This is a genomic window from Bradyrhizobium sp. 27S5, from assembly GCF_037217225.1.
Taxonomy (GTDB): Bacteria; Pseudomonadota; Alphaproteobacteria; order Rhizobiales; family Xanthobacteraceae; genus Bradyrhizobium; species Bradyrhizobium septentrionale.
The window spans coordinates 2,384,325-2,401,510 of the sequence record NZ_CP147714.1; the positions used below are offsets into that span (position 1 = coordinate 2,384,325).

General features: G+C 63.9%; 14 protein-coding genes. 5 read left to right on the forward strand and 9 right to left on the reverse strand.

The window, feature by feature from the left end; genetic code table 11:
* The first annotated feature begins 77 nt into the window (after positions 1-77).
* Positions 78-1,649 carry a porin gene (locus WDM24_RS11260; RefSeq protein WP_338831242.1) on the forward strand — a complete coding sequence of 524 codons (1,572 nt, stop codon included), beginning with the start codon at positions 78-80 and terminating at the stop codon, positions 1,647-1,649.
* A gap of 701 nt (positions 1,650-2,350) precedes the next feature.
* Here the strand turns inward: WDM24_RS11260 and WDM24_RS11265 are convergent.
* Positions 2,351-3,442, reverse strand: coding sequence for a SphA family protein (locus WDM24_RS11265; protein WP_338831243.1), 1,092 nt, complete (start codon positions 3,440-3,442; stop codon positions 2,351-2,353).
* 496 nt (positions 3,443-3,938) lie between these two features.
* On the opposite strand from WDM24_RS11265, the gene WDM24_RS11270 reads away from it, so the two are divergent.
* Positions 3,939-4,862, forward strand: a complete 924-nt coding sequence (locus tag WDM24_RS11270) for a formylglycine-generating enzyme family protein (protein ID WP_414645707.1) — start codon at positions 3,939-3,941, stop codon at positions 4,860-4,862.
* Positions 4,859-6,574: an arylsulfatase gene (locus tag WDM24_RS11275; protein WP_414645708.1), complete on the forward strand. Its 1,716-nt coding sequence runs from the start codon at positions 4,859-4,861 to the stop codon at positions 6,572-6,574. The genes WDM24_RS11270 and WDM24_RS11275 overlap by 4 nt, the downstream gene beginning before the upstream one ends.
* Positions 6,575-6,728: 154 nt before the next feature.
* Here WDM24_RS11275 and WDM24_RS11280 read toward each other — a convergent pair whose 3' ends face one another.
* The 4 genes from WDM24_RS11280 to WDM24_RS11295 all read right to left on the reverse strand — a co-directional run bounded on the left by WDM24_RS11280 (position 6,729) and on the right by WDM24_RS11295 (position 10,378).
* Positions 6,729-7,763 (reverse strand): LLM class flavin-dependent oxidoreductase, encoded by a 1,035-nt coding sequence (locus tag WDM24_RS11280; protein WP_338831245.1) that lies wholly within the window; start codon positions 7,761-7,763, stop codon positions 6,729-6,731.
* 217 nt (positions 7,764-7,980) lie between these two features.
* Positions 7,981-8,904, reverse strand: coding sequence for a glutathione S-transferase family protein (locus WDM24_RS11285; RefSeq protein WP_338831246.1), 924 nt, complete (start codon positions 8,902-8,904; stop codon positions 7,981-7,983).
* Between the two features lie 108 nt (positions 8,905-9,012).
* On the reverse strand, positions 9,013-9,771 hold the full coding sequence (locus WDM24_RS11290) for an SDR family NAD(P)-dependent oxidoreductase (RefSeq protein ID WP_338831247.1): 759 nt from the start codon (positions 9,769-9,771) through the stop codon (positions 9,013-9,015).
* Positions 9,772-9,808: 37 nt separating this feature from the next.
* Positions 9,809-10,378: a TetR/AcrR family transcriptional regulator gene (locus tag WDM24_RS11295; RefSeq protein ID WP_166298021.1), complete on the reverse strand. Its 570-nt coding sequence runs from the start codon at positions 10,376-10,378 to the stop codon at positions 9,809-9,811.
* Positions 10,379-10,483: 105 nt separating this feature from the next.
* On the opposite strand from WDM24_RS11295, the gene WDM24_RS11300 reads away from it, so the two are divergent.
* Together WDM24_RS11300 and WDM24_RS11305 are read left to right on the forward strand one after the other, a co-directional pair.
* Complete coding sequence (locus WDM24_RS11300) at positions 10,484-11,272, forward strand: crotonase/enoyl-CoA hydratase family protein (RefSeq protein ID WP_338831248.1); 789 nt, start codon at positions 10,484-10,486, stop codon at positions 11,270-11,272.
* Between the two features lie 213 nt (positions 11,273-11,485).
* Complete coding sequence (locus WDM24_RS11305) at positions 11,486-12,337, forward strand: division plane positioning ATPase MipZ (RefSeq protein WP_338831249.1); 852 nt, start codon at positions 11,486-11,488, stop codon at positions 12,335-12,337.
* 13 nt (positions 12,338-12,350) lie between these two features.
* On the opposite strand, the gene WDM24_RS11310 is transcribed toward WDM24_RS11305, so the two are convergent.
* From WDM24_RS11310 to WDM24_RS11325, 4 genes are all read right to left on the reverse strand, one after another.
* The gene (locus WDM24_RS11310; protein WP_338831250.1) at positions 12,351-13,862 is read right to left on the reverse strand and encodes a hypothetical protein; all 1,512 of its coding nucleotides are present in this window, start codon (positions 13,860-13,862) and stop codon (positions 12,351-12,353) included.
* A 59-nt stretch (positions 13,863-13,921) separates the two neighbouring features.
* Positions 13,922-14,782: a sugar phosphate isomerase/epimerase gene (locus tag WDM24_RS11315; RefSeq protein WP_338831251.1), complete on the reverse strand. Its 861-nt coding sequence runs from the start codon at positions 14,780-14,782 to the stop codon at positions 13,922-13,924.
* A 3-nt stretch (positions 14,783-14,785) separates the two neighbouring features.
* Complete coding sequence (locus WDM24_RS11320; RefSeq protein ID WP_338831252.1) at positions 14,786-16,132, reverse strand: MFS transporter; 1,347 nt, start codon at positions 16,130-16,132, stop codon at positions 14,786-14,788.
* 120 nt (positions 16,133-16,252) lie between these two features.
* Positions 16,253-17,125, reverse strand: a complete 873-nt coding sequence (locus WDM24_RS11325) for a phytanoyl-CoA dioxygenase family protein (protein ID WP_338831253.1) — start codon at positions 17,123-17,125, stop codon at positions 16,253-16,255.
* Between the last annotated feature and the right edge of the window lie 61 nt (positions 17,126-17,186).

Genomic DNA, 17,186 nt, shown 5'->3' on the forward strand with positions numbered 1-17,186 from the left:
ACAAAGGGAACCAACCTAGGGTGTTTACCCGGCGGATCCGGAACCTTCCCTGAGATAGAGCAACTTGGAGGTTTAACATGAAGATGGTTAAGAGCCTTATCCTCGGCTCGGCGGCGGCACTCGTCGCGGTCGGCGGAGCTCAGGCGGCCGATCTTCCCGTCAAGGCCAAAGCGGTCGAGTACGTGAAGATTTGCTCCCTGTATGGTCCCGGTTTCTACTACATCCCGGGCACCGACACCTGCATCAAGCTGGGCGGCTACCTGCGCGCAGACGTCGTCATCAACACGAACTCGGATCACACCGGCAACACCTCGGGTGCCGCTGGTGCGAACAACCGTTTCACCAACGGTTACACTTGGCGTTCGCGCGAAGACCTGAACATCGATACGCGCACCGCGACCGAATACGGCGTGGTCCGCACCTTCTTCGATGCGACCTTCTCGTGGACCTCGGACACCTACGCCGGTCAGGGCAACGGCGCGACCGTCTACTCGCCGATCGGCGCGGTTTCGGCTCCGAACAACGCCAACTCCGGTGCTGTCGCTGCTGGTACGGTCGGCGTGTACTACGCCTTCATCCAGTTCGCCGGCTTCACCATCGGTAAGGCGGTCTCGCAGTTCTCGGCTCCGTGGGCCAACTACCCGGGCAACAACTTCGACGGTCTCGTCGGCGGCGGCGGCACGATCACTGGTGTGAACCAGTTCACCTACACCGCGCAGTTCGGCAACGGCGTGTCGCTGTCTCTGTCGGCTCAGGATCAGACCGCCTACTATCAGGCTGGTGTCTCCAACCTCGGCGCTCCCGTCACCTTCGGCGTGCCCGGCAACACCAACGTGTTCGGCACCAGCGACTACGCCGGCACGATTGCTCCGGACCTCGTCGCGATGCTGCGCGTCGATCAGGCCTGGGGTCTGTTCCAGGCGTCGTTCGCGGCGCATGACAACCACGTAGCCTACTATGGCGGCACCGAGTTGACCGGTCATCCGGACGACAAGTGGGGCTGGGCTGGTCAGTTGGCCTTGTCGATCAAGAACATCCCGACCGGACCTGGCGATACCATCAACTTGCAGGGCGTCTACACCAACGGTGCGACGCGCTACAACATCCAGGACCTCGCCGGTTCGGCTGGTGGCAACACCATCTTCGGCGGCACCAACGTCCCCGGCGCCTACCAGAGCATCGGCTTCGGCATCGCGCCTGACTCGGTGTTCATCAACGGTGGTTCGCAGCAGCTGATCACGACCTACGGCTTCCGCGGTGCCTATGTGCACAACTGGAACCCGAACTGGAACACCAGCATCTACGGTGCCTGGGCCCAGGTTAACTACAACAGCACTGCCAAGGGCTACATCTGCGGCCCGGCCGGCAATGGTGTTGGTGGTTCGCTCAGCAACTTCTTTGGTGCTGGTTCCAACCTGACGTCCTGCAACCCCGATTACAGCATTGCGCAGATCGGCACGCAGACCCAGTGGACCCCGGTCAAGAACCTGACCTTCTCGGCCGACTTCACCTACACCCGTCTGGACCAGAGCTTTGCTGGTACGGTCGCTTTCCCCGGCAGCCCGACGATCGGCAAGCCGGGTGCGATCTACGAGCTGAAGGACCAGAACACCTACACCATGCTGCTCCGCGCTCAGCGCAACTGGTAATACCGGTTGATCTGACTGCGATCTAACAGAGCCCCCGGCGCCAAAACGCCGGGGGTTTTGCTTTATTCGCCGATGCGGCAGCTCTCATAGACAGCCATTTTTTTGTACGATGTCGATGTCTCGGTTCGGGCTCAGCGTTGTCATCCATGGGCAACGTGCAGGCGATTGGCCCTCAAGCGATCCCTCTCCGTTGGAGTACGACTGGTTGGAGCCTGTGGCGGTGCTATGGACCCTGTCGCGCGCCGACGTGCAAGCCGCGGTCGACAATCTCGGCATTGAGCTTTCTCACCACTACGGCAACTACCCGTCGTCCCTTGATGGTTCTGTCTGCGCGACCTCTCTCACCACCAAGAGACGCGCGTGGATGGCGCAGCGATACCCAAGGAGTCAGGGGTGGCCGAGGGACTCCATACGGAGGTCCGCAAAGCGGCCATCGCAGCGCTCGACGGAGACAACACAACGAATGCCTACACCGGTGACATAGGCGCACCGACGACCTACTAGGGCCTGTACTCATACACTCGGGATGTCCGCCTTCGACGGGTAAGGCGGACATTCGGCCGCGCCCCCGGAATGTCGCCTTGTGGACCCAACTTGGACATGTCCGCACGCCTGCGGAGTGTCTGTTGGCTGATTGCGTTGCTGCCGACGCGCCAGATTGATCCTTCAGCACGGCGCCGGTGGCAGCGTCACCGGCGCTGCTACTTTGTGAATCTGGGCCTTGTGGATGTCGGCGGCGTTGGCGCCGCGGGCTGAAGATTGAACGTCAGCCAGACGTTCCAGCCTGCCGGCCGATTTTCATTGGCGAATTCGCCGTAGCCCTTCAGGTTCAGATATCCCTGCATGTCGCCGACCGGGAAAATGTAGCCGACCTGCGGGCCGACGCCGACCACGCGCGACCGGAAGCAGCCGACGCGATCGCCGGAGCCGCTGTCGCATCCGAGCCCCTGATAGACGTAACCGACGAGGCCGACCTGCCACTGCTTGGTCAGGAATTGCGACGCGCCCCAGTCGAGGTGCATGTCGACGCCGCTTTGATAGTCAGTGGAGGGATTGACGAAGTTGTAGGTGAATCCCAGCACCGTCGAAAATTCATGCCCGGTCTTTGGATCGAAATAGGTGTAGCCGCCGCCCGCGTCGATTGCCCAGTGCCCAATCCCCATATTCGCCAGGCGGGTCGACTGGTAGGCGCCAGCCGGGAGGTCGGCGGTAACGTACGTCATGTAATTGTTTACGCCGGCATTCCAGCGCAGCGCGAACTGCGGGATCAGGTCGCCGAATGCAATGAGCGAGCTGTCGATGCTGTCAAACCGGGAGAAGGGGGACGTGGCGCCGCCCGGTCCCGTCAATGTCCCCACAAGCGATCCAGCGAGCGAGGTGGAGTTGGATCCGTAGGCCGCCAACAGGGTGGCAGAGGCCTGACCGCCAAGCACCGGTGTCGCAAAAGTATAAGTCCCGGCCAGAAAGCCAATATTCACATTCGCATTGACGTTCGCGTTCACGTTGGCCGTCAGATTCGCGGGAAAGCGACCAATCGTGATTTCGCGCGACCGCGCCACGTCGCCGCCGGCGGAAACAGAGGTGTGATAATAAATCGAGGTCATCGACCAGCCCGGCGCCTGCTGCGGAACAGCCGCGAGGCTGCCAAAAAATCCGGGTACCCAAAAGCTGATGCCATTTTCATCGGCGCGAGCCGCTTGGGTGGAAAGCACCAGCAGAGCGGCAAGCGCCCCAACACTGAAATGCCACTGCGAAAAAAATCCGCGTCCCAAACCAGGTCCAAGGTACCGCATCGCCGATCCCCCCGACTCTCGCGATCCCGCCATTACTCCGGCGGGGTAGAAACTCTCGGAAATAATAAGCTGACGCCGCCGTTGGTCCATGCGAAATCGGCATACTTGCGTTCAGCCGGCCTTTTATTGAAAGGCTGTGTCCATGACGCTACAGCCTTGGCAGTTTTTGCATAGTCGTCAGGGGCTCTCGATAATGAAGAGGCGACCTGGCTCGATTGATCCAGATCAATATGAGGATGCGTTGCTGGAAGCATCTTATCTTGTCTAGTTCGTAGACGCTGTGTAGTCGGCCTCGCACTTCAGATACTCGATCGTCTTTTGACTGACCAAGGCGTGAAACCGTCCCCCGAAGCAATCGGCGAGCTAGAACGCTGCCTAGAGATTCTTGCTCGGGGCGGCGTTCGTAACTTTGAAACTCGTTCAGTGCGAGTAGCCTATGCACGACGTTGGCGTTGCGGCAGGCGTACCTTTGTCGGATGGGCCCAGCCAAAGGGGCATGATCTGGATTCCGGGCGGCACTTTCCGCATGGGCTCCGACAGGCACTATGCCGAAGAGGCGCCGGTCCATCGCGTCTCGGTGAGCGGCTTCTGGATGGACCGGACGCCGGTCACCAATCGCGATTTTCGCAAGTTCGTCAACGCAACAGGCTACGTGACATTCGCGGAGACGCGACCTGACGCAAAGGACTATCCAGGCGCACTGCCGCACATGCTCAAGGCAGGCTCGCTGGTTTTCACGCCACCGAAGTGTCCGGTCGATTTGCGCGACTGGTCGCAATGGTGGAGTTTCAAATTTGGCGCCAACTGGCGCCGGCCATACGGCCCCCGCAGTTCGATCAGCGGCCTCGACGATCATCCCGTGGTCCACATTGCCTATCGTGATGCTGAGGCCTACGCGGCGTGGGCTGGCAAGGACTTGCCGACCGAAGCCGAATGGGAGTTTGCCGCGCGTGGCGGACTCGACGGCGCGGAATTCGCTTGGGGTGACGAGCAACTTCCCGGCGGCAGGCACATGGCGAATACCTGGCAGGGCAATTTCCCGCACCAGAATCTGGTGGCTGATGGCTTCGAACGCACCTCGCCCGTCACCGCATTCCCGGTCAATGGCTACGGCCTTCATGACATGATCGGCAATGTCTGGGAATGGACGGCTGATTGGTATTCACAGAAGCACGACGCAGACGCCCTGAAAGCCTGCTGCATCCCGCAAAATCCTCGCGGCGGGTCCGAGGGCGCGAGCTACGACTCTCGTCAGCCGAACCTCAGGATTCCACGCAAGGTGCTTAAAGGCGGCTCGCATCTTTGCGCCCCCAGCTACTGCCGCCGCTATCGTCCGGCCGCGCGTCATGCCGAGCCGATCGACACCTCAGCAAGCCATGTCGGCTTCAGGTGCATCACCAGGAAGAGGATCACCTCATGAGTAACGATACGATTCCGGAAAAGCCTGAGATGAGTACGGGAGCCACCAGCGCAGGATTGAAACGCCGCGATCTCTTGTTGAGCGGTAGTTCGCTCGTCGCCGCTTCAGCACTCTCTGCCGTTGGTGCGACAAGCTTCGCGCAAGCGCAGCAACCTACGCCGGCCCCGGTGCCCGCGCCGGCCGGACAGCGGCCCAATATCGTCGTCATCATGGGGGACGATATCGGCATCTGGAATATCGGTGCTTACCATCGTGGCATGATGGCCGGCCGGACGCCGAACCTCGACAAGATCGCCGCAGAAGGCATGCTGTTTACCGATTATTACGCCGAGGCGAGCTGCACCGCAGGCCGCGCCAACTTCATCACCGGCGAGCTACCGATCCGCACCGGCATGACCACGGTCGGCCAGGCCGGCGCACCCACAGGCATACCCGCGCAGGCCGTAACCATCGCTACCGCGCTGAAAGGAATGGGTTACGCCACCGGCCAATTCGGCAAGAACCACCTTGGCGACAAAAACGAGTTTCTGCCGACGGTGCACGGTTTCGACGAGTTCTTCGGCTACCTGTATCACCTCGATGCGATGGAAGATCCAGCGCATCCCGCCTATCCTCAGGAGTTGCTGAACACCGTCGGTCCACGCAACATGCTCCATTGTTATGCGACCAATGTCGACGACGCCACCGTGGATCCGCGCTGGGGCAAGGTCGGCAAACAGAAGATCGAGGACGCGGGCACGCTCTATCCCAAGCGGATGGAAACCGTGGACGACGAAATCCGCGACTTTGCGCTCAAGTTCATCGACAAGGCCAAGGCCGACAACAAGCCGTTCTTCCTGTGGCTCAATCCGACCCGCATGCACATCGTCACCCATCTGTCGCCGAAGTACGAAGCGCTGCGCAACTCCAAGAACGGCTGGTCGATTCATGAAGCCGGCATGGCGCAGCTCGACGACGATGTCGGCATAGTAATGCAAAAGCTCAAGGACATGGGCGTGGATGACAACACCATTGTCATCTTCACAACCGATAACGGCACCGAGGTCTTCACTTGGCCGGATGGCGGACAGACGCCTTTCGCGCAGAGCAAAGGTACTGTCATGGAAGGCGGCTTCCGCGCGCCGGCGATGATCCGCTGGCCGGGCAAGGTGCCGGCCGGCAAGGTCGAGAACGGCATCATCTCCGGGCTGGACTGGTTTCCGACCCTCCTTGCGGCGGCCGGCAACCCGAACATTGTCGAAGAGCTGAAGAAGGGCAAGCAGATCGGTGACACGACCTACAAATGTCATTTGGACGGCTATAACCAGATGGACATGATTACCGGCAAGGGGCCGTCGAACCGGCACGAAATCTGGTACTTCGGGGAAAGCGAACTGGGTGCCGTGCGCATCGACGACTACAAGTATCGCTTCATCGACCAGCCTGGAGGCTGGCTGGGTGAAAAAACCAAGCCTGACGTGCCCTACCTGATTAACCTTCGCCTCGATCCTTTCGAGCGAACGGGATGGCCCGATAGCGGGACCAAATACGGCGCGCAACAATACTTCGACTGGTTCAAATTCGAATTCTGGCGCTTTGTGTTTGTTCAGCAGCAGGTGGAAAAGCTGGCGATGACGGCGATCGAGTTTCCGCCGATGCAGAAAGGCGCGAGTTTCAATCTCGATGCCGTGAAGGCGAAAATCGAGGCCGCCAGGACGGCGATGGCAAAATAACATGTATTCATGATCAGCATGGTGGGGGCGGCCTCTAGGCCGCCCCGCTCCGCGCTCAGCGCAACTGGTAATACCGGTTGATCTGACTGCGATCTAACAGAGCCCCCGGCGCCAAAACGCCGGGGGTTTTGCTTTTCGGGCTAGCGATCGTGCGTCACGCGGCGAGCAGGTCGCGCACCATCGGCGCCACCTTGCTGCCGTAGAGCTCGATGCTCTTCATCAGCTTCTCGTGCGGCAGCGGGCCGGCAGAGTATTTCAGCTGGAAGCGCGCAGCGCCGAGCGCCTTCACGGTCGCCGCGATCTTGCGGGCCACGGTTTCGGGGGAGCCGACATAGAGCGAGCCATGCTCGGCTTCAGCCACGAACTCGTCGCGGCCCATTGGCGGCCAGCCGCGCTCCTTGCCGATGCGGTCGCGCATCACCTTGTAGTCCGGCCACAGCTCTTCCCTGGCCTGCGCGTCCGTCTCGGCAACGTAGCCCGGCGAATGGACGCCGATCGGCTGCGGCGCGCGGCCGAACTGCTGGTAGGCGCGCTGATGCAGGTCGACATAGGGCGCAAAGCGCCCGGGATCGCCGCCGATGATGGCGAGCATCAGCGGCAGGTCGTAATGCGCCGCGCGCACCACCGATTCGGGGCTGCCGCCGACGCCGATCCAGGTCTTCAGCCGGCCGTGCTCGACCGGCGGATAGACCGACTGGTTGCCGAGTGGTGACCGCAGCTTGCCCTGCCAGGTCACCGGCTCCTGCTTCAAGAGCTCGGTGAACAGGTCGAGCTTCTCCTCGAACAGCTCGTTGTATTGCTTGAGGTCGAAGCCGAACAGCGGGAACGATTCGGTGAAGGAGCCGCGGCCGAGGATCACCTCGGCGCGGCCGTTCGAGAGCGCATCGACGGTGGCGAAGCGCTGGAACACGCGGATCGGATCGTCCGAGCTCAGCACGGTCACCGCGGAGCCGAGGCGGATGTTCTGCGTGCGCGCGGCGATCGCCGCCAGCACGGTCTCGGGGGTGGAGATCGCAAAGTCGGCCCGGTGGTGCTCGCGGAGCCCGATGAAATCGATCCCGAGCTCATCGGCCAGCACCGCCTCGTCGACGACGTTGCGGATCACCTGGGCATGCGGCAGTGGTGCCCCGGCGGCGTCCTTGGTGACGTCGCCGAATGTATCGAGCCCGAATTCAGGGGAGGTGGTCATCAGTCAGTCCGGTTGTCGGCGCGGCGGAGCATCCGCCGCGGGCCACCCATCGCACGCAGGTTGAGAACGCTGCGGATGTGTCCGCAAACCCGCGCTGTGGAGCCTTCGGTTGGAGATGGAGTAGACGTATTGCCTGTTCGTGGCCCGACAAGGTCACGCCGCGAAACGCAGCGTTTCCGGGTCGCGGGTGTAGGGCCGGCGGCCGAGCCTGCCGCGATCAGCCCGGGACAACCAGGAAGCCGGCCCGCGGAAAATGCAGCACGACTTCGCCGACGCGTTCGTCGGACCGGCGGATTGCGATGTGCTGCGCCGACAGCGAAACGATCTCGCCGCGCACCGGGATTTTGCCGTAGTCATCCGGCGTCACGTCGACGACGTCGCCGGGCTTGCGACCGTTCGGATCCGCAGGGTCGTCGAAAACGGGCGACTCCGGCCGCGCCTTCGCCGCGATCTCGAGCGCATCGCCCGACGACATCTCTGTGCGCGTGCCGTGGCCGATGGCGCGGATGCGAGCCTCCCAGGCCGCAGCGCGCTGCAAGGGCTTCATGATCTCGTCCATCGTGGCGACACTCTGCCGTGCGTACCACACGTTCATGTAGGCGCTGATATCGGCGAGGCTGAACTCGCCGAACAGCCACGGCCGGCCGTCGCCGAGTTGCGCCTCGATCCAGTCGACATTGGCGCGAAACTGGTCGCGCATCTGCGGTAGCGCGGCGGTCATGGCGGCGACGTCGAACTTGGCGCCGCGCAGCTTCTCGCGATCCTCGATGAAATCCTGGGGGACCTTGTCCCCGATGAAGCCGAACGCCAGGTTGACCGTGTTCTGGAAGAACGGCCGGTCGGCCCACATGCCGAGCGCCCAGGGCATTCCGGCATTGCCCGCGGGAAACAGCGTCGGCGTCGGATAGCGGCGCTCCAGCTCGCGGATGATGATCTGGGTGTCACAATAAATGTCCGCGCCGATCTGCATCGTCGGCGTGCGGCGATAGCCGCCGGTCATCGGCATCAGGTCCGGCCGCGGCATGATCCGGGAAATCCGCACCGAGTTCCAGGCGAGATTCTTGAATCCGAAGATGAGGCGGACCTTCTCGGAGAAGGGCGACTGATCAAAATGATGCAGGATCGGCGTGGGCTGCGACATGGCCTTCTCCCGGGATATGGTGCGATCTCCTCGGACCTTGTCGCATAACCTGACAAGATTTCGGCGGATCGCAACCGATTTCCCTGATGAAGGGCGGCGGTGCCGCCGTCAGAACGACTCCGCCCACGGCCGCAGGTCGAGCTCCAGCGTCCAGGCGCTGCGATGCTGGTGGTGCAGCACCCAATAGGCCTCCGCGATGGCCGCGATGTTGAGCAGCCCATCCGGGCCGCGATCGTCCTTCAACTGCGGACGCATGCTCAGCAGCCGATCGCCCTCGATGCCGCCGTCGACCACGACATGGCCGACATGGATGCCCTGCGGCCCGAATTCGCGCGCCACGCTCTGCGCCATCGCGCGCAGCGCGGCCTTCGCCGAAGCGAACGGCGCGTAATTGGCCTTGCCGCGCAGCGAGCCGCTGGCGCCGGTGAAGACCAGCGTGCCGCCGCCGCGCGCCAGCAAAGCTGGGATCGCGGCCTGCGCCAGTTGGAAACCGCCGAGCGCATGTTCGCGCCAGTGCTCCTCGAAGCGCTGTTCGCTGACCTTGAGGAACGGTGCCGGCCGGTTCGAGCCGGCATTGTGCACGGCCATCGCAAGCGGCGCGAGCTTCCCGGCAGCCTCGACGAAGCGGGCCACATCCGCGGCAATCGAAGCATCGCCCACGACATGGGCGACCCTGGCGCCATCAGCTGCGAGTTCGGCGGCGGTCGCGGCGAGCTTCTCGGCATTGCGGCCGGCGATCGCGACGGGATAGCCGCCGGCGGCAAAGCGCCGCGCGATCGCGGCGCCGAGGCCGTGCGATGCGCCGACGCCGGCAATCAGCACGCTTCCCTCCACGGCGGTCGGCTCGAGCGCGGTTCGGTCGTTCATGGCTCTCTCCATCATGCTGCCCGCGGTGCGGGCGAAATCATTCGTCCGAGGCCATCGCGACGATGCGGTCGCGCACTGTGCGCAGGATGGCGTCGGACCGCTTTTGATCGGTGAGGACGCGCGAGACCGCGAGCGCACCGACCATTGCGCTCACCGCCACGATTGCGCGGGCATCGTCATCATCGCCGAACGCATCAGCGACCTTGGCGATGAAGGCTTCGATGTGCGGTTCCATCACCGCGCGGCATTGCTCGTCGGCGCGGCCGACATCCGAGATCAACGCGCCGATCGCGCAACCCGTCTCGCGGGAGTCGCGATGGGTGCGGCTGAGATAGCTTCGCGCCAGTGAATTGACGCTGACCGGCTTGTCGGGATCGCGCGACGCGCGCGCCGTCGCTTCGCCTGCATTCAGCGCCTGTTCCAGCGCCGCGGCGATCAGGTCCGACCGCGAGGCGAAGTGCCCGTAGAAGCCGCCATGGGTCAATTTCACCTGCTGCATCAGGCTGCCGATGCTGAGCGCGTCCAGCCCCGCGTCGCGGATCTGCGTCGCCGCCTCGTTCAGAATGCGCTCGCGGCTCCTGGCCTTGTCGGCCTGGGAATGGCCCATCTCGCATCGCCCCCGTTTGACTCTCTTTCTGGATTATGGCCATCATGCATCTGGATGACAACCATCATTCACAATATTTGTCAGTCACAAAGCAGGGAGGAGCAGATGTCCGGCAGCGCGAGCGAAGGGCGGGTCCGTCACGAGCGGCATGACCGCATCCTGAAGATCATCATCGACAATCCCGCGAAGAAGAACGCCTTCAGCCCGGAGATGATGGCCGAACTGTCCGACGCGCTGACGCTGCTCGACAATGACGACGGCCTCTGGGTCGGCGTGCTCTGCGCCGCCGGCGGCAGTTTCACCGCGGGCCTCGACATGCCGAAATTCTTCGGTCCGAGCGCATCGCGCAAGCCGTTGCCGGAAGGCAATGTCGATCCGTTCGGCTTGTCGAAGCGGTGCCGGAAGCCGATCGTCACGGCGGTGCAGGGCATCGTGTTCACCGTCGGCATCGAGATGATGCTCGCGGGCGATATCGTTATTGCCGCGGACGACAGCCGTTTCTGCCAGATGGAGGCCAAGCGCGGTATCGCGCCGCTGGCGGGCGCGCATTTCCGCTACATCAGCCGCGCCGGGTGGGGCAATGCGATGTATCATTTGCTGCTGTGCGACGAGTTCGCCGCCGCCGAGGCTCATCGGATCGGCCTCGTGCAGGAGGTCGTGCCCGCTGGTCAGCAGATCGAGCGTGCGATGGAACTGGCAGCGATCATCGCGCGCAACGCGCCGCTCGGAATCCAGGTGACGAAGGAGGCGGGCCGCAAGTTCATCGAAGCCGGCGAGCAGGCGGCGATCGCGATCATCCCGCAGATCCGCGAACGCGTGCTCAACACCGCCGATGCGGCCGAAGGCATCAAGTCGTTTGTCGAACGGCGCGCCGCGGTGTTTCAGGGACGCTAGCTGCAGGGATGCTATTCCCGGGCGCGTTCATTGCGTTCACGGTACGTGCTCTGACAAGGCTGTGGTTGTGACAATGATGTCGCAACCGCATCAATTTCGATCACGACGATCGTGCGACGACTCTTGTCGAGATTCGTCGAATCAGTGAGATTCGATTCCATACTTAAATTCAATTGCGTCCTGCTTTGACTCCAGCGTCGGGTGAGGAATCTCATGACAAGCGCACGCGTCATCGTCGTCGGGAACAACAAGGGCGGCTCGGGCAAGTCGACAATTGCCATGCACGTCGCCATCGCGCTGATCAAGGCGGGTCAGCGTGTCGCCACCATCGATCTCGACAACAAGCAGAAGTCGCTGACGCACTATGTCGAGAACCGGCGCGACTGGGCGCGGGAGTCCTCGCTCGATCTCGGCATCCCGACGCATATGTGCTTCGAGACGGTCGGCGGCAGGAGCAGCGAGGTCGAGACGCTCGGCCGCAGCGCGCTTGCCGAGATCGTCGAGCGGCTCAGCCGGTCGCATGACTTCGTCGTCATCGACTGCCCCGGCCATGACACTTATCTGACGACGTTCACGCATTCGCTGGCGAATACGCTGATCACGCCGCTCAACGACAGCTTCCTCGATTTCGACGTGCTGGGCACCGTCGATCCGAACGACTTCAAGGTGACCGGCATCAGCCACTATTCGAAGATGGTGGAGGAAGCGCGGCGCGAGCGCAGCGCGCATGAGCAGGCGGCATTCGAATGGGTGGTGCTTCGCAACCGTCTCTCCACGCTCGGCTCGCGCAACAAGCGCCTGGTCGGCGAGGCGCTGAGCGAGCTGTCGAAGACGCTGAATTTCCGCCTGGTCGATGGACTGGCCGAGCGGGTGATCTTCCGCGAATTCTATCCGCGCGGACTGACGGCGATCGACGACATCGATCAGTTCGCGCGTGGTGGCCGGCCGACCATGTCGCATGTCACCGCATGGCTTGAGATGGAGCGGCTGATGACCGCGATCATGCTCGGCCATCTTGTGGTACGCCCGCTCGAATCCGCCGACGCCGGCCGCGACGCCGCGTAAGACGGCGTCGCGGCTACGGGCAATGGGTGTTGCCGGCATCGGCGACGGTCAGGAACGTGATCGTTCTGGGTGCGAAGACCATTGTCCCGGGAGCGGTCGCGTCGCCGTGCAGCGCGGGAATCCGGTCCGCGGTCCCAAGCAAAAGCGTCGCGCCGTTGAGCTGGACGTTGCCGTCTGCGGGCGTGGCGCTCGCCAGAGTGTAACGTTGCGAGCCGGCCGGCAGCGTCAGCTTGCGCCTTATTCGCCGATCATTGTTGATGACGAGCAGGGCAATTCCGCCCGGCATGTCGCGCGCGCAGTGCGCATAGACGTGGAAGCCGTGACGCTCGGCGATGCCGGCATCCAGCACGGTGGTTCCCATCAGCCGGCGCCATAGCAGCGCCGCCCAGTAGTTCGGCCGCGGCAGATGGGTTCGTTCGTCGAGCAGCCCATAGTCGCTCGCGGCAAGCGTGTTGTGCATCACCACCTGAACGCCGGCCTTGGCGAGGCGCCCGAGCTGATCGAGGTAGCGGAACGTATCGATGAACGTCGCGGCCCAGCGGTTGCCGCCGCACGCAGTCTCTGCGGTCTCGGTCAGCCAGATCGGCTTGCCCGGTGCAAGCTCATCGCGCAGCGCCTGGTAGAAGCCAAATGTCTTGCCGGAGCGTGCCAGCCATTCGTCCGACAATGCTCGCTTCGGCGTGCGATCGCCGGCGCATCGGGCCGAGAGCGCGCCATAGTGATGATAGGAGACCGTGTCGATGCCCACAGCCGTTGCCGCGAACAGCGCTTGAGCATCCGCACCTGTGCCGATCGTGCCCGGGCCGAGGATCGTCACGTCAGGCGCGGTGGCCTTCATGAAGGCGCGGAACGCGGCAAAGTCCCGGCCGTAGGCCGCGGCGTCGTAACCCTCAGGGGCGCCGCCGATGGCCGGCAGATCGGGCTCGTTCATGAACTCGGCAGCGGCGATGTGGCCGCCGGCTGATCGGGTGATGTCGAGAAAGCGGCGGGCCTGCTCCGGAAGCCATTGCCCCGCAGCGTCACGCGTGCCGGCGCTGATCGCAAAGGACGTGACGATAGGCGCGTCGACGGCGTGCGAGAAATCGATCGCGTCGCGCCATTGTTGCCGTGTCAGCACGCCGTTGAAGCCGGCCGGTGGCGCGGATGGCGGCGTCTCGGACTCCGCAACGAACGTGCTGTTGGCCCAGGTTCCGCTGATGCGGAGACAAGCCGGAGCGAGCGCCGCGGCGAGCTTTCGCAGCCTGGCATCATGCAGATCGATCGGCGTCCGCGCCGCGAACCGCTCCGCGTCTGGACGCGAACGCGTTCTGGCGGCTGCATAGGGCTTCCAGAACCGTCCGCCGGTGACCTCGACCATCTCGATATTGTAGGACTGGAAGCGCGGGTCGATCGTCGCGACGCGCGGCATGGTCGCGACCTCGAGCCTCAGCTCCGCTGCGGTCGTCGTCGTGCAGACGAAGGCGGCCATGGCCGAGACGGCAACGGATGCGAGGCATCGAAGCGGGTAGGCGCAGTGGTCGCGCACGGGCCCTCGCGGCGTTCCGGATTGCGGTTGGGTCAGAATGCCGCCGCGGCCCGTTTGAATCAACGCGGCAGCGGGCCCTGCGGCGCATTCGCGATGCGCTCCCACAGTGCGCGGATCATGTCCTTCATGACCAGCGCGTCCTGCCAGCGGTCGGACAATTCCCTGCCGTCGGGTCCGGTGATGGCGTAGGGCGGGGGACCGAGCTCGCACAGGAAGGTCAGGGTCGCATCGGGGCCGGCACGCTTGCGCCAGGAGCGGATGGCGTAGGCCCACCAGTCCATGAACAGCGACACCCAGCCCCGGTGCTGCGGAAAGCCGAGCGAGATCTGGACCTGCTCGCGGCTCGCGATGCGGCCGTGGATGCCCCAGGCATTGTCGAGGATGCGGTGGATCATGCCGTGGTTGACGTCGTCGACCGGCCAGGCGAATTCACGCCCGACCAAATAGTGCGAGAGATCGGCGGTCAGCCGCAGATCGGGAAAGCAGTCGAGCAGATCGAGCATGAAGAACAGGTCGGTCGTCATGCGGTCGCGGTGGGTCTCGACATGCACGGCAACGCCGGCTTCCGCGGCAAGCCGCCGCCAGCCTTCGAGCAGGGGAATGCAATCGGCGAGCCGGCGCAGACGAATGTCCGGCTGCAGGTTGACATGATCGGCGCCGAGCTGCGCCACCAGCTCGAGCACCCGTTTCAGGTCGTCGACGCCCTTCGGATAGCATTGCGCCTGCCAGATCATGCCGTGCGCGCGAAGGAAGCCCGTCACCTCGCGGGCGAAGGCGGGATCGATGAAGCGCACGCCGGCGCCGTCAAACCCGGCATCGCGGATCATCGCGAGCTGGGTTTGCAGCGGCCATTCGCCCTCATCGGCCAGCCGTCGCTCCATCGCCCAGAGCGACTGCAGGACACGCAGTTGCTGCGCCACCGATCAGGCTCGCGCGGGGAGCGCCGCGGGCAGCTCGGCTTGTTCGCTCGCGTCGGCGGCGATGTTCTCCTGATAGGTCTCGGGCCCGATCCAGATCGCAACCACCGTGCAGGCCGACAGAAACATCGCGTAGCAGGCGACCGGCCACCAGGTGCCGTAGGCAGCCACCAGCGCGGTGGCGACGAACGGTGCCGGGCCGCCCGACAGCAGCGAACCGAGCTCGCGCGCGAAGGCGAAGCCGGCGAAGCGGCGTTGCGGCGGGAACAGTTCGGCGAAATACGCCGCCTGCGGCCCGAACATCGCCGCCGTCACCACGGCGCGCGCCAGGATGAAGGCGAGCGCGATCATGATCCACTGCTTGGTGCCGACCATCCAGAAGAACGGGAAGGCGAGCGCGACGCCGGCCAGCGCGCCGAACATGTAGACCGGCCGCCGTCCGATCCGGTCCGACAAGGCCGCAAAGCCGAGGATCGCAAACAGCTCGACAGTGAAGGCCAGCATCAAGGCGCTGAGCGCATCGGCTTTCGGCACGCCCAGCGTGGTGATGACGTAGCTCAGCCCAAACACCGGGAAGAAATAGCCGAGCCCGTTCTCGGCCATGCGGGCGCCGAGCACGACGAAGAAGTTGCGCGGATGCTGGCGCAGCGCCTCCATCGCCGGATTGCTCTCGACCTTGCCGCGCGCGACCACCGCCTCGGTATAGACCGGCGTCTCGGTGATCCGCATGCGGACGAAGATGCCGACGACGATCAAGAGGAAGCTCGCCAGGAAGGGCAGGCGCCAGCCCCAGCTCATCAAATCCTCGCGCGGCAGCATCGTCACCATCGCGAAGGCGGCGGCGGCGAGCAGATTGCCGACCGAGACGCCGAGTGGCGCGAAGCCGCCCCAGAAGCCGCGATGCTTCGGCGGCGCGTTCTCGACCAGGTAGATCACCGCGCCGCCATACTCGGCGCCGGCGCCAAGACCCTGGATGACGCGCATCGCGACCAGCAGGATCGGCGCCCAGACACCGATCTGCGCATAGGTCGGCAGGAAGCCGATCGCGGTGGTGCCGATGCCGATCATCAGGAGCGTCGCGACCAGCACCGGCTTGCGGCCATAGCGATCGCCGAGGATGCCGAACACCAGGCCGCCGATCGGCCGCACCACGAAGCCGACACCGAAGGTCAGGAACGACAGCAGCGTGCCGACGACCGGATCGCTCTTTGGAAAGAACAGCTCGCCGAACACCAGCGCGGCCGCGGTGCCGTAGAGGAAGAAATCATACCATTCGAGCGCGGAGCCGATGCTTGCGGCCAGGATCACACGCAGGCGCGATGTGCTGGCACCCTCTCTTGCCATCTTGGTCATTCGTTTCCCCGTTATGTCTGTTTTTATGGTCGTTTTGATCGAGCGCGATCGCGTGGTTCCGGATCATGCTCGTGAAAGCAGCAATGCCCGCGGCTTGGCCCGCGGGCATTGTCGTCGGACTTAAGCGGCGCGCGTGAAGTAGGATTTCTTCGCGGCTGACTGGGTCTCGTAGATCGATCCCTGCCGTTTGGCGGGCGGCAGTGGCATCCGCACCGGCACGTCGGTGAGCCGCGGTGCGACCACCGGAGGACCAGCGAGCAGGCGGCTGTTGAACTCGTCAAAATCCTTCACGCCCATCAGCGGCCAGGCGTCGCTCGCGGCCACTTCATAGAGCAGCAGGTTGCGCGGCCGATTCGATGTGTTGGTCGCCGAGCCGTGCAGCGCGCGCACATGGTGGAACGACATGCTGCCGGCCTTGCCCATGCAGGGCACCGCGCGCTTGATGTCGCCCTCGATCTGGTCCGGATCGATCAGCCCCGCGAAGTGGCCGTCCTCGCCGTGGTGATCCCACATCGTGCTGCCGGTGTGCGATCCCGGCGTCACCAGCATCGGGCCGTTCTCGATATCACAATCGTCGAGCAGCACGCCGATCGCGAGGATGTCGTCATTGGTGTGCGGATAGAACGCCCAGTCCTGATGCCACTCGACCGGCGAGCCGTATTGCGCCGACTTCATGTTGAGTTTTGAGCCGTGCAGGCGAAGCCCGGGGCCGATCAGTCTGGTCAGGATCGAGATCACGGCGGGGCTGCGGACGATCTCGTCGAAGATCGGATGCACCTTGTGCGGTGCCTTGATGCGGCGGACGCGCGGGGTCTCCGGCGTATGGCCCGGCTCGAGGTCGTAGACGTCGGTGTGCTCGCTGACCGAGGCTGCGCCGGCCACCAGCTCTGCGAGCACCGTGCGCACTTTGGCGAGGGTCTCCCGGTTGAGCACCTCGGGGACCACGATCACCCCGTCGCGCTTGTAGGCTTGGGCCTGCTCGTCCGAAATCATGCCGTTTCTCCGATTTTGTTCCATGTTAGCGATAACATGTGGCGATGCTAGCGCTAACATC

Bases quoted from the DNA above. Each gene is read 5' to 3' on its own strand.
- WDM24_RS11300 (WP_338831248.1), top strand. From the start codon at position 10,484: ATGTCCGGCAGCGCGAGCGAAGGGCGGGTCCGTCACGAGCGGCATGAC.
- WDM24_RS11275 (WP_414645708.1), top strand. From the start codon at position 4,859: ATGAGTAACGATACGATTCCGGAAAAGCCTGAGATGAGTACGGGAGCC.
- WDM24_RS11295 (WP_166298021.1), bottom strand. From the start codon at position 10,378: ATGGGCCATTCCCAGGCCGACAAGGCCAGGAGCCGCGAGCGCATTCTG.
- WDM24_RS11280 (WP_338831245.1), bottom strand. From the start codon at position 7,763: ATGACCACCTCCCCTGAATTCGGGCTCGATACATTCGGCGACGTCACC.
- WDM24_RS11305 (WP_338831249.1), top strand. From the start codon at position 11,486: ATGACAAGCGCACGCGTCATCGTCGTCGGGAACAACAAGGGCGGCTCG.
- WDM24_RS11320 (WP_338831252.1), bottom strand. From the start codon at position 16,132: ATGACCAAGATGGCAAGAGAGGGTGCCAGCACATCGCGCCTGCGTGTG.
- WDM24_RS11285 (WP_338831246.1), bottom strand. From the start codon at position 8,904: ATGTCGCAGCCCACGCCGATCCTGCATCATTTTGATCAGTCGCCCTTC.
- WDM24_RS11290 (WP_338831247.1), bottom strand. From the start codon at position 9,771: ATGAACGACCGAACCGCGCTCGAGCCGACCGCCGTGGAGGGAAGCGTG.
- WDM24_RS11260 (WP_338831242.1), top strand. From the start codon at position 78: ATGAAGATGGTTAAGAGCCTTATCCTCGGCTCGGCGGCGGCACTCGTC.
- WDM24_RS11325 (WP_338831253.1), bottom strand. From the start codon at position 17,125: ATGATTTCGGACGAGCAGGCCCAAGCCTACAAGCGCGACGGGGTGATC.
- WDM24_RS11270 (WP_414645707.1), top strand. From the start codon at position 3,939: ATGATCTGGATTCCGGGCGGCACTTTCCGCATGGGCTCCGACAGGCAC.
- WDM24_RS11265 (WP_338831243.1), bottom strand. From the start codon at position 3,442: ATGCGGTACCTTGGACCTGGTTTGGGACGCGGATTTTTTTCGCAGTGG.